At 41.9% G+C, this 12,709-nt stretch carries 13 protein-coding genes; 1 reads left to right on the top strand and 12 read right to left on the bottom strand.

The window, feature by feature from the left end; translation table 11 throughout:
- Positions 1-12: 12 nt before the first annotated feature.
- Entirely contained in the window at positions 13-375 is a 363-nt protein-coding gene (locus N9I19_RS01180; protein WP_061462371.1) for an Asp23/Gls24 family envelope stress response protein, read from the bottom strand.
- 253 nt (positions 376-628) lie between these two features.
- On the opposite strand from N9I19_RS01180, the gene rpmB reads away from it, so the two are divergent.
- Entirely contained in the window at positions 629-817 is a 189-nt protein-coding gene (rpmB, locus tag N9I19_RS01175) for a 50S ribosomal protein L28 (RefSeq protein ID WP_034313767.1), read from the top strand.
- Between the two features lie 205 nt (positions 818-1,022).
- On the opposite strand, the gene spoVM is transcribed toward rpmB, so the two are convergent.
- The 11 genes from spoVM to priA form a co-directional block, all read right to left on the bottom strand.
- Entirely contained in the window at positions 1,023-1,103 is an 81-nt protein-coding gene (spoVM, locus tag N9I19_RS01170; RefSeq protein ID WP_034313769.1) for a stage V sporulation protein SpoVM, read from the bottom strand.
- 123 nt (positions 1,104-1,226) lie between these two features.
- Positions 1,227-1,880: a thiamine diphosphokinase gene (locus N9I19_RS01165; RefSeq protein WP_089362432.1), complete on the bottom strand. Its 654-nt coding sequence runs from the start codon at positions 1,878-1,880 to the stop codon at positions 1,227-1,229.
- Between the two features lie 102 nt (positions 1,881-1,982).
- Positions 1,983-2,630 carry a ribulose-phosphate 3-epimerase gene (rpe, locus tag N9I19_RS01160; RefSeq protein ID WP_061462369.1) on the bottom strand — a complete coding sequence of 216 codons (648 nt, stop codon included), beginning with the start codon at positions 2,628-2,630 and terminating at the stop codon, positions 1,983-1,985.
- A gap of 1 nt (position 2,631) precedes the next feature.
- The gene (gene rsgA / locus N9I19_RS01155; protein WP_089362431.1) at positions 2,632-3,513 is read right to left on the bottom strand and encodes a ribosome small subunit-dependent GTPase A; all 882 of its coding nucleotides are present in this window, start codon (positions 3,511-3,513) and stop codon (positions 2,632-2,634) included.
- Between the two features lie 23 nt (positions 3,514-3,536).
- Entirely contained in the window at positions 3,537-5,567 is a 2,031-nt protein-coding gene (gene pknB / locus N9I19_RS01150; protein ID WP_317776752.1) for a Stk1 family PASTA domain-containing Ser/Thr kinase, read from the bottom strand.
- A gap of 5 nt (positions 5,568-5,572) precedes the next feature.
- Complete coding sequence (locus N9I19_RS01145) at positions 5,573-6,322, bottom strand: Stp1/IreP family PP2C-type Ser/Thr phosphatase (RefSeq protein ID WP_061462366.1); 750 nt, start codon at positions 6,320-6,322, stop codon at positions 5,573-5,575.
- Between the two features lie 4 nt (positions 6,323-6,326).
- Entirely contained in the window at positions 6,327-7,421 is a 1,095-nt protein-coding gene (gene rlmN / locus N9I19_RS01140; protein ID WP_061462365.1) for a dual-specificity RNA methyltransferase RlmN, read from the bottom strand.
- Positions 7,421-8,773, bottom strand: coding sequence for a 16S rRNA (cytosine(967)-C(5))-methyltransferase RsmB (gene rsmB / locus N9I19_RS01135; RefSeq protein WP_317776751.1), 1,353 nt, complete (start codon positions 8,771-8,773; stop codon positions 7,421-7,423). The genes rlmN and rsmB overlap by 1 nt, the downstream gene beginning before the upstream one ends.
- Positions 8,760-9,719 (bottom strand): methionyl-tRNA formyltransferase, encoded by a 960-nt coding sequence (gene fmt, locus N9I19_RS01130; RefSeq protein WP_317776750.1) that lies wholly within the window; start codon positions 9,717-9,719, stop codon positions 8,760-8,762. Before fmt ends, rsmB begins: the two co-directional genes overlap by 14 nt.
- A complete protein-coding gene (gene def / locus N9I19_RS01125; protein ID WP_061462362.1) occupies positions 9,716-10,201 on the bottom strand; it encodes a peptide deformylase in 486 nt (161 codons plus the stop codon). Before def ends, fmt begins: the two co-directional genes overlap by 4 nt.
- A gap of 95 nt (positions 10,202-10,296) precedes the next feature.
- Positions 10,297-12,708, bottom strand: coding sequence for a primosomal protein N' (priA, locus tag N9I19_RS01120; protein ID WP_317776749.1), 2,412 nt, complete (start codon positions 12,706-12,708; stop codon positions 10,297-10,299).
- Position 12,709 lies beyond the last annotated feature (1 nt).

Genomic DNA, 12,709 nt, shown 5'->3' with positions numbered 1-12,709 from the left:
TCCTCCTATTACTTAAGGGTTCGTCACACGAACACCCTGTACAAAAATGTTAACGGAATCAACAGCCAATCCTACAGTTTTGTTCAAAGTGTATTTTACCTTTGATTGCACATTATGAGCAACTTCCGAGATTTTCGTTCCATAACTTACGATAATAAACATATCGATATGAACTTCTTCCTCTTCTTGACGGACTATTACACCCTTAGTAAAGTTTTCTTTTCTTAAAATTTCGGCAATGCCGTCTTTAAATTGTTTTTTGGAAGCCATTCCTATAATTCCGTAGCAATCCACAGCTGCGCCGCCTGCTACAGTAGCGATAACATCATTAGAGATATCAATTTGTCCATATTTCGTTTGTAATTCGATAGACATTTTCTTTTCCCTCCCAAAAAATCAAGTCAACTATAGACATTTTACTATAATGTCAATGGTTTTAAAAGTAAATGTCGTACGGCACTTTATATAATTCAATTTTAAAGTATGTATGTCAAGGTATTTTTCTTGAAAGTAATTAACTGAAGTATTGCATTCTAACGGTAGGTATGATAAATTATTAAAGTATTTTACAAAGACTTAAGACGACTGCGAAAAACTTAAGCTTGTTGTAGTTAGGAGGGAATTTAACATGGCACGTAAATGTGTAATCACTGGAAGAAGAACTCGTTCTGGTAACAGCCGCTCTCACGCAATGAACGCTAGCAAGCGTACATGGGGCGCTAACCTTCAAAAAGTACGTATTTTAGTTGACGGTAAACCTAAACGTGTATACGTTTCTGCAAGAGCTCTTAAATCGGGCAAAGTAGAACGCGTATAATGTTACGGCATCCTCTTAGGATGCCTTTTTACTTGTATTGGCCGGCATTTTAATGGGGATGGTTTTATTTTCGATGATCAGGTCTAGTCTGCATCAAGAAAAGAAGTCATCACCCATTAATAGATGGCCAACCCCTTTCATCATCCCCCAGAAATCCCGAAGAATAACACCTCCCTGAATTTGAGAGGTGTCATGGAGATAAGTATCAGCCTTTTTTAAACGCTCCGAGCATAGCCCTTACCAAACTGCCCAGAACTTTTGGCAATTTAATCGTATAAAATTTCATCATGCCCCTCCTCTTTGCATTCCACAATAAAAGATGAAGTGGAATTTTTCTATTACAACATAAGCTTTTAAGCGGATATAGGATGATTGAAAATTATATCCGAATCTGCTCTAAGCATGAATTTTAATCACTGCTTCTTATCACCATTAATATGCCTTTCTCAAATGAAACATTCCCAGATTCGGAAATTAGTTCATTGCTGATGCAAAGCGTCGAACCCATTTCCAGGCTTGCATCACTCAGTGGGTATTTGAAGCCTGATAGTGTAATGCCGCTGACTTCCGCCGTTACTGGGAGCAATGACATGTATTTCTTATCTTTCAAAGCAGCGACCTCATATGAACCCGCTGTTTTCACTGTGAATATATTTTGCTGATCGACTATGTATATATCAATGTCTTCATGAAAAGGGAGGACACTTTCTTTTTGGAGCAGCTGGATATTACCAAGAAAATGATCCATTCTTCCCCCTGTAGCGCCCAGAATGTGAATTTCACTTGGTTTTTGCCCTAGAGCCCATTTAAATGCAATTTCTAAATCCGTTTCATCCTTTTCTGAAGAATATAGATTGATTTGTTCCAGTGTTTGCTCAATCTTCTTATATTCATCTTCCGAAACTGAATCAAAATCCCCAAAACCGTACTTAGGTTCGATACCTTTTTCAAGCAAGGCCCAGACTCCCCTGTCAACCCCGACCCAAAGATCAGTCATCTCCTTATACCACGTCAGATCCGGCCAAAAACATTCCGGACCTCCAGCCATTATACTAATAATCATCGAAATCATCCTTTTCTATGTATATTCATATCCAAGATGCCTTTGTTTAATTGATAAAAAAAGCCGATCACTATCATATGAATATGATAGTGTCGGCTTATATCACTTTCCCCGAATCTTTTGAATCGCTGCGTGTCGATCTTCTTGATTATAGATTGCCGATCCGGCCACCAGGACTGTCGCCCCTTGTTCAATACATAGTTTAGCCGTTTCTTCGTTTACTCCACCATCAATCTCTATTTCCAGATTTTGATTATACATTTCTGCCATCGCCTTCACCTCGGCAATTTTGGGCAGTACGGATGTAATGAACTTTTGCCCGCCAAAACCCGGGTTAACTGTCATCAACAATACCATATCAATATCTTCAATTATAGGTTGGATCAAGGAAGCTGGTGTGGCTGGATTAAGCACCACTCCTGCCTTTACACCAAAAGATTTAATCAATTGGATCGTCCGATGCAAATGGGTGCATGCCTCTAAATGCACAGTTATATAATCGGCTCCTGCTTTCGCAAATGCCTCGATATAACGATCAGGTTGTGCAATCATTAAGTGAACATCAAGCGGAAGTTTCGTCACCGGTCGGATAGCATCGACGATTAACGGACCTATCGTAATATTCGGCACGAAATGTCCATCCATGACATCTATATGGATTAAATCCGCTCCGCCCCTTTCTACATCTAGAATTTCTTCCCCCAATTTTGCAAAGTTAGCTGATAAAATGGATGGTGCGATTTTAACCATTTTAATACCTCGGCTTTCTATCTCTGATTTCCTCTAAGAATTGCATATAATGCTCATATCGATAAAGTGGAATTTCCCCGGAATCCACCGCTCCCTTCACAGCGCACTTCGGTTCTTTATCATGCAGACAAGCCCGAAATTTACAGTCCTCCCCATGCTTATGCATTTCCGGGAAGCAATAGGATAACCGTTCAGCTTCCATTTCCATGAATTCAAGTGAACTGAAACCTGGTGTATCCGCGACAAGCCCAGAGCCAATGTGAATCAATTCAACATGGCGGGTGGTATGCTTCCCACGTCCTAGGTGTGACGAAATATCATCCGTCTTTAAAGCCAATTCAGGATTGATTGCATTCAGCAAAGACGATTTCCCAACACCGGACTGACCGGCAAATACACTCGTTTTTCCTTCTAAATACGGTACTAGTCCTTCAATGCCTCCAGCGGTAACTGAAGATGTCTCCAGTACAGTATAGCCAAGTTTCTGGTAGTCCTTGATATACTGAGACAATTTCTGCTGGTTTTCAGAAGTAACCAAGTCAAGTTTGGTCACAACGATAATGGGTTCGATCTCGTTATCTTCAATTAGTACGAGAAATCGATCAAGCAAAGCTGGACTGAAATCAGGTTCTACTGCCGAAAAGACTAGGATGGCTTGGTCTACATTTGATATTTGCGGTCGGATCAATTCATTCTTTCGCGGTTTTATTTCGGTAACGGTCCCATCCGTTTTATTTTCCGCTTGAAAAACAACATAATCACCTACAAGTGGAGTTACCTTATTTTTCCTGAATACTCCCCGTCCCCGGCATTGATAGACCTCTTCTCCATCAAGGACATAATAAAATCCACTTAATGCTTTGATAATTTTTCCTTCGGGCATAACCACACTCCTAATTATTAAATTTATTCTGGATAAGAGACGGCCTGGTCGATGATGACCTGATTATCCCGCATGACTTTATATCCTGCTTTCTTATCCGGGGAAACCGTTAATTCGATCGTTCGCTTGGCATTTTCCACGATAAAGAATGTTTCTTTAGGCTCCGTCATGCTATTGTTGATATCCTCAATGAAAATTTGTATCTTTTGGGCTTTGCCCGGCTCAACCGGATCATACTCGATTTTGATTTCCTCCGTTACCTTCTTAGGAGGAATCTCTTCTTTCCCTTTTGAAAGGACCACTTTCACCGTACTGCCCCTTTCCACCTTCGTACCCGGTTCTGGTGATTGGGAAATGACAAGCCCCTCTGCAACGGAATCATCATAGACTTCTTTTTCCACATCGACCTTTATTCCACTATCACTGGAATAATCATTAAGGCCAGTTTCATTGAACCCTGTTAAGTTCTTCAAGCTCAATAAATCTTCCCCTTTACTGACCGTTAACTCAAGCTCCGTTTCCGATGGTACGATATCAGTGGCACCCGAAGGCCTTTGTTCTATGATTGTACCGGGAGCACTGTCATCATATTTTTCGGTCACGATTATGTTTTTGAATCCCATTTTATCAAGCAATGATTTAACATCTGAGTAATCTCGACCTTCATAGCTGGACAATGAAATCGTTTCTTTACCAATGCTTTGGTAAATATCGACTTCTGCGCCTGCCTTGACAGTCTTACCTGCCTTAGGGTTGGTTTTGATCACAAGGTCCGCATCAACTTCTTCATCTTCAATCTCAATCGTATCTCCGATGACCAAATCCAATTTAAGCAATTCAGTAATGGCATCATCCAATTCTTCCCCTTTAAGGTCAGGGATCGTCACTTCCTTCGAACCAAAGAGGGAAGGTAAAACAGTGACAGATAAAACAGCAAGTAGGGCAAGTACTAAAAAGGTGGTCACCAAAATGGCAGGCATTTTCTTTCGTTTTTTATCTTTTTGTTCCGACTTCGTTTTTTGTTTTTTCTGTTTCTTCTGTTTCTTTTGTTTCTTCGATTTACTCTCTGCTTCTGATCCACTTTCCCCATCATCCGCATAGACTAAAGTATTTTTTTCCGGACCTCTAATGATAGTCTCATCTATGCTTGAAAGCTGATCGTCCGTAATGACAGGGATGGCTTTGGTCGCATCATGATCTTCAGGAATCGTAAAAGGCAGTTCATTTGAACGTTCAGGATTAAGTGACGTCCGAATGTCATCTTCCATTGAGTCTACGCTCTCATAGCGGTAATATGAATCTTTGGCTGTCGCTTTCAAGATGATATTTTCCACACTCTGAGGTATTTCAGAGTTCCAGCGTTTTGGCGAAGGAGTTTCCGATTGTAAATGTTTAAGAGCTATCGAAACGGCAGATTCACCCGAAAAAGGCAATCTCCCCGTCAGTAATTCAAACATGACGATGCCAAGTGAATAAATGTCCGACTTTTTATTGGCCATTCCGCCTCTAGCCTGTTCTGGAGATAAATAATGAACAGAGCCTAAGACTGCGTTAGTCTGAGTTATATTTGTTGCACTCAGGGCCAATGCAATTCCAAAGTCCGTAATCTTGACGGTTCCTTCTTTATCAATCAAAATGTTCTGTGGCTTGATGTCACGATGGATGATCCCATTATGATGGGCATGAGAAATAGCTGCCGTGATTTGCTTCATGATATCCAAGGCTTTATCAACTGGAATGGGATAATATTTTTGTATGTATTGCTTAAGTGTAAAACCGTCCACGTATTCCATTACAATATAATAGATGGACTCTTCTTCACCGACATCATAAATGCTTACGATATTGGGATGGGCCAAACTGGTTGCCGATTGAGCTTCCCGATTGAAGCGCTTGATGAACTCTTCGTCGTTATTAAAATCCATGCGAAGGATTTTCAATGCAACATCCCTATCTAAAATCATATCCCTTGCAAGGTAAACATTCGCCATACCGCCGCCACCGACCTTCTCGATCAGTTTATAACGGCCGTTGATTCTTCTACCAATCAACATTCAATTCACCTGCTTTCACTTTCTTCAGTAAATTGAACAAGCACAAGAGTGATATTATCTTCCCCACCGTAGTGATTGGCCATATCTATTAATGAATTCGCCTTTTCTTCAAGTGGCTGCCCATTGGTTATCGTATCTTCAAGTTCCTGTTCACTCACTTTATTCGTCAAACCATCCGAACAAAGCAATAGTAAATCATTTTCCTCAAAGATGACCGTCGTAATGTCCATTTCCACTTGCAATTCTGTCCCCAAGGCTCGTAATAAAACATTTTTTCGTGGATGGTTCTCGGCATCTTCCTTCGAAATCTGCCCAGAACGGACCAGTTCATTAACAAGTGAATGATCTTCCGTGACCTGCTTAAAACCGCTCTCATTATACAAATAACATCGGCTGTCCCCGATGTTGGCAATGGTAGCAAACTTGTCGGTGCAGATGGCTGCAACAATCGTTGTCCCCATACCCTTACATTCCGTATTTGCTTCGGCATGTTCAAAAAGCAACTGATTGACCAAGACGATTTGCTGTTTCAGCCAATCCTCAGCATCATTTGCCGTTTCGATCCCGCTTGATACTTCCCAGCCTTTTTTCAAAAGGTCTATCGTCATTGCACTCGCTACATCCCCGGCACGGTGGCCGCCCATGCCATCTGCAACGATGGCAAGGCGAACGCCTTCCGAGTTCTTAAAAATTCCGCCATTATCTTCATTATGCTGGCGGACTTTTCCACGGTCTGTTTTAAATATTGCCCTCATAGGGTCACCTCGTCTCTTCTTTGCGCTCCTTGGCCCGAAGCTGGCCGCAGGCTGCGTCAATATCACTGCCTTGTTCCCTTCGGATCGTTACATTAATGCCGCGCTTCTTCAATGTTTTTTCAAACTCAAAAATTTGGTCCCGAGGTGTACGTACATAGTTGCGTTCCGGTACATAGTTAACCGGAATTAAATTGACATGGCATTTTATCCCGCTTATTAAATCTGCCAATTCTTCGGCGTGTTCCACTGTATCATTTTCGCCACCGAATAGACCATATTCAAAACTTACACGGCGCCCTGTTTTTTCTGTATAGTATTTGATGGCTTCAATCAAGTCGGGAAGTTTGTAGGCCTTGTTGATCGGCATCAATTTACTTCTCAATTCCGTGTTCGGTGCATGCAGGGAAACAGCAAAGTTGATTTGCATGCTTTCTTCGGCAAATTTGTAGATTTTTGGAATGATTCCACTTGTGGAAACGGTAATATGACGTGCCCCGATGTTCAAGCCCTTTTCATGATTTATATTCTTCAAGAATGACATCATATTATCGTAGTTATCGAACGGTTCACCGATTCCCATGATTACGACAGAACTAACACGTTCTTCCACTTCGTCAAGTGCTTGCTGAACTTTTACGACTTGGGCAACAATTTCTCCCGATTCAAGATTTCTCTTCAAACCGCCAAGTGTCGAGGCACAGAATGTACAGCCAATTCTACACCCTACCTGTGTTGTCACGCAAATGGAGTTTCCGTATTCATGGCGCATCAGCACCGTTTCAATCGAGTATCCATCATGAAGTTCAAATAAAAACTTCATCGTTCCGTCATTGGACGTTTGCTGAATCAAAGTTTTCAATGTAGTGAAGGTGAATTGTGATTCCAGCTTATCTCGTAAAGATTTCGAAAGGTTGGACATATCTTCAAAACTGGAGACACGCTTTTTATAAAGCCAGTCATAAACTTGATCGGCCCGGAATGCCTTCTCGTCATTTTGAATAAGCCATTCTTTAATTTGGTGAAGCTCTAATGAGTAGATCGATGGTTTTTCTGGTGTTGTGTCTTTTTTTACTCTAGATGATTTTGTGATTTCTGCCATTACAGCACCTTCTTTCTAAAACTCGCAATAAAGAATCCGTCACTGCTAAAATATTGCGGAAAAACTTGCAGTGTATGACCCTCGATAAATGGCTGAACGCTTTCAGGCATTCTTGCAGACAGGGTCGCATCGCTTTCAAAATCCGGATGGCTTTCCAAAAATGCTGCAGCGACTTTGTCATTTTCTTCTTTATCCACCGTACAGGTACTATATACTAACCGTCCGCCTTGCTTTACGAGCGGGGCGGCAGCTTCCAATAATTGTTTTTGTATACTTGAGAGTTTCATTATATCATCTTTTGTTTTTGTATACTTTACATCAGGCTTCCGGCGCATGACTCCCAACCCTGAACATGGTGCGTCGATCAGGACCCTGTCAAACCCTTCCTCATTAAAGTGTTCTCGCACTTTTCTGCTATCAAGGGCCATTGTCTTAATATTATTTCTGAGTTTCAGGCGCTCCGCCTGCTCTTTGATGAGTTTGACCTTATGCTCATGAAGGTCAAGAGCATATACTTGACCAGTGGTCAAGCCTTCTGCGATATGTGTCGTTTTCCCTCCAGGTGCAGCACAGCAATCGAGTACAGCATCATTTTCATTTGCACCCAATGCATGGGCTACAAGCATTGAACTTTCGTCCTGAATCGATAAATACCCCAATTTATAGCTTTCTGAATGAGCAAGATTACCTTTATAGCTGACGATGGCTTCGGGAACGACTTCACTTGCTTCAACATCATATCCTTCTTCCGTTAAAATGCTGATTAGTTCGCTGCGTGAAATCTTCTTTAAATTAGCCCGTCCCGTCTGTAATGGTGCAGTCAAGTTGATTTCACACATTTCCTTGGTTTTTTCATAACCAAATTGCTCTACCCAACGCTTGACCAACCAAATTGGATGACTTACTTCGATTGAAAGCCGTTCCAGATCATCTTTGATATCATCAAAAGATGGAACCCCATTTCTTTGAATATTACGAAGCACGCCATTGACCATTGAAGAAGTCCCTTTATGTCCGCGCTTTTTTGAAATTTCGACAGCTTCAAAAATGATCGCATGATCTGGCACTTTATCTAAATAGACCATTTGGTAAACGGAAAGCCTAAGTAAATTGATGACCCAGCTTTGCGTTTTTTTAGGTTGTTTAATAAACGGGTTCAAATAGTAATCCAAAGTCATCTTCCGCTGTATGGTACCGTAGCTTATCTCTGTAAGCAAACCGCTGTCCACACCGGATAACTGATGCTTTTTAATCAAGTTGTTCAGTAATAGGTTACTGTAGGATTGGTTTTTCTCCACAGATTCCAAAATATCGAGAGCGATTTCACGTACTCCCTTTTTAGTTTGCTTCATTCTGTTCTCCTAACTTCATGCCTGCTTTAATGAACGACCCGGCTCCGCGCAAGTAATCTTTGGCCGGCATTTTTTTCTTTCCTGAAGGCTGCAATTCAGTAACTAGTATTGCCGTCTCGTTGCCTGTCGAGACGATGAAACCATCATTTCGTACTTCAATGACAGTGCCTGGCACGGCACGATTGCCCTCTTCACGTTTCTTTGCCTGCCAAATTTTTAAAGTGGATCCGTCTAAGGTTGTATAGGCAACAGGCCAAGGATTCAGGCCACGCACTTGGTTATAGATGACTTCCCCTGATTTCGTCCAGTCGATTTTTTCCTCAGACCGTTTAATGTTAGGCGCAAAAGTCGCTCTATTCTCATCTTGCTTGATCGCCTGTAAACCCCCATTTAAAAGTTTTGGCAGAGTCTCTGCAAGTAAATCTGACCCTATCTTGCTTAATTTATCATGCAGTGTGCCGACATTGTCTTCTTCCCCTATGGCAACTTCCGCCTGAGTCAATATATCCCCGGCATCCAATTTCTCCGCCATATACATGATGGTGATCCCAGTCTTTTCTTTCCCCTGCAAAATGGAATAATGGATGGGCGCCCCTCCACGTAGTTCAGGAAGCAGGGAGGCGTGTACATTAATACATCCGTACTTAGGAGCATCCAACAATTCATTCGGAAGGATTTGTCCAAAAGCAGCCGTCACCACTAAGTCAGGATTCAATGCAATGATCTTTTCAAGTTCTTCTTGTTCACGGATTTTTTCTGGCTGATAAACAGGAATCCCCTGCTTTTCGGCTTCGACCTTAACTGGCGGCGGCGTTAGCACCTTTTTGCGGCCTACTGGACGATCGGGCTGTGTGACGACAGCAATCACGTCATACCCTTCATCGATGATTCTTTTCAATACCGGCACTGAAAAATCCGGTGTTCCCATAAAGATAATTTTTGTCATTCTTCTTCATACCTTTCTAACTCTTCTTCCGAAATATAACGAGAGACCTTACTCGTGAATAAAACCCCTTGAAGATGATCGATTTCGTGCTGAAGGGCCCTTGCGAGGAAATCTTCCGCTTCTAACTCGAAAAAAGATCCTTTACGGTCTTGTGCCCGCACTTTTACGCGGTATGGGCGAGTAACTTCACCATATAAACTTGGGAAGCTCAAGCATCCTTCAACACCAGTCTGTTCGCCTTCCATTTCCAGCACTTCTGGATTAATCAGTTCGATTACACCTGATCCTTCCTCTATTTCGACGACGGCCACTTGCTTTTTCACGCCAACCTGAGGTGCTGCAAGACCAACGCCATCCGCCTCCACCATCGTTTCGTACATGTTATTTAACATCTTTGCCAACTTTTTATCAAAACTTGTTATTTTATCGCATTTTTGTTGTAAAATTTTTTCAGGAAACATGACAATCGGTAAAATAGCCAAAATTAAAGGTACCCTCCTAGATATGAAAAACAGCACTTCATTATATAAAAACGCAAGCTTTAACAGCTCGCATAAACCATCCATTTCTTAATCAATTACATCATGATCTGTGGATTTAAATCTATTGAAATCTGCAGAAGATTTTGAGCCGTTTCTTTTTGATAATGCTCTAAAAGTGTACGTAAATGCTGATTAAGGTCCGGCTCTCGTTTGTATTTTATCAGACATTGATAACGATATCTATTGTTGATTCGGCTAATGGGCGAAGCAACAGGACCGAGAACGATAGAATCCCGATTCAATCGAGAACCTAAATAATTGGTTATTTTCTCAGTAACACTCACCGTCTTCATTAAGTCTTCATGAGAAACGGTTATAAGGACAACGTAATAATAGGGAGGATAATGACTTTGCCTCCGTAGATGCATCTCCCGTTCATAAAAAGCATCATAATCCTGCAAGGCAGAAAGCTCGATGCTATAGTGCTCAGGTGTATAGGTTTGGATGACCACTTCTCCCGGAAGCTGATGACGTCCCGCCCTTCCGCTGACCTGTGTCAGCAGCTGGAATGTCTTTTCCGAAGAACGGAAATCAGGCAGATGAAGCATAGTATCCGCTGAAAGGACTCCAACAAGCGTGATATTAGGAAAATCAAGGCCCTTGGCAATCATTTGGGTGCCTAGCAATATATCAGCCTTTCCTTCACCAAAGGCATTCAGCAAACGCTCATGTGAACCCTTTTTACTCGTTGTATCGACATCCATTCGTATCACCCGTGCATCAGGGAGAATTTTTGCAAGCTCTTCTTCAACCTTTTGGGTGCCTGTACCGAAGAACCTTATATGTTCACTTTCACATTCAGGGCAAACGGAAGGCATTCCCTCTTCAAACCCACAATAATGGCATTTCATTATATCATTAAAGCGATGATAGGTGAGTGAAATGTCACAATTAGGGCAGTTGATGACCAATCCGCAGCTTCTACACATCACAAAGGAAGAATGTCCCCGTTTATTTAGCATCAATACTGTTTGCTCCCCTTTTTCAAGCCGGTCTTTCAGCTTGGTGAAGAGCAGCTCCGAAAACATGGAACGATTTCCCGTCCTTAGTTCTTCCCTCATATCTACAATATCCACTGCTGGCAATGCATTTTTATTCATCCTTTGACTAAGGGTCAGTAATTTATAGACGTTTTTCTTGGCTCGCGCAAAAGATTCAAGTGTAGGAGTGGCGCTACCTAGAATAACCGGACACTGATAAGATTTCGCTCTTTCAATGGCAACATCCCTAGCATGATACCTTGGCGTTTCTTCTTGCTTATAGCTGGATTCATGCTCTTCATCAATGATGACCAGTCCCAGGTTTTCAAAAGGAGCAAACACGGCTGAACGCGCGCCCACCACAACTTTTACCTCTTTGCGGTGAATTTTCCGCCATTCATCATATTTTTCACCTACGGATAAACCGCTATGCATGACAGCTACCTGCTCCCCAAATCGTTCTTTAAACCTCTTCACCGTTTGTGGCGTCAAGGAGATCTCAGGTACCAGCATGATGGCTTCCTTCCCTTTTTCAATGACAGAGGCAATTGCCTGCAGATACACTTCCGTCTTCCCGCTCCCGGTCACACCATATAAAAGGAAGACATCATGTTCATCATGATTTATTTTCTCATGGATGGGCTTCAAGGCAGCTGCTTGCTCTTCTGTTAAAGTAAAGGGATTGGATTTTTTGAACACACGATTTTCATAAGGATCACGGTATATTTCCTGATCCATTTCCGCCAAGGCCCCTTTTGACACTAGGGATTTGACGGTACTGCTTGATGTGTTGATCAATTCAAGCAATTCCTTTAACGGAACTGGCTCTTGATGTTCAATAAAGTATTGAAGGAGTTCCTGTTGTTTTTTTGCATGGCTGGAAATGGCTGATGCCATTTCTTTCAGTTCCTTAGAGGAAAGCAGGGATTTAATGACACGGACGGTCTTCTTATTAAGTCGGTTTTTCACATTATACACAAGCTCTAGATTGCCATTTTGTATTTCCTTTTGAAAAAGTGAGGCATTCTCCCCTTCAATCACTTCTTTCCAAGATAATGCATCATTCTTTCCGAAAAGACTTTGAATGAAGGGTGGGAGCTGTTTCTTTTTATCTTCAATGACATTGATCACTTTTTCATACTTTGCTTTCATCGCTGCCGGAAGCATGGCCTGTAGGGCTGAAATTTTAAAACACATGGCCTCTTTGGTCAACCAGTCACCCAGCTGAAGCAATTCATCATTAAGGATGGGCTCCAAATCCATTGGTTCTTTTATATATCGTAATTTCGCAAAGTCGCTTTTAGCTTTTAATCCGGTGACGAACCCCTGCACCATTCTTGGACCGAATGGCACAATGACCCGCATTCCAGGCTTGATGACTAGGTTCCACTTTTCAGGTATACGATAGTCAAATTCTCGATCCGTTTGTTTAGCAGGTACATCCACTATGACCGATGCAATATCCATA

This window comes from Peribacillus sp. CSMR9 (assembly GCF_033141925.1).
Taxonomy (GTDB): domain Bacteria; phylum Bacillota; class Bacilli; order Bacillales; family DSM-1321; genus Peribacillus; species Peribacillus simplex_A.
Note: the sequence above shows the minus strand (reverse complement) of the source record. Positions and strands in the feature narration are given on the sequence as shown.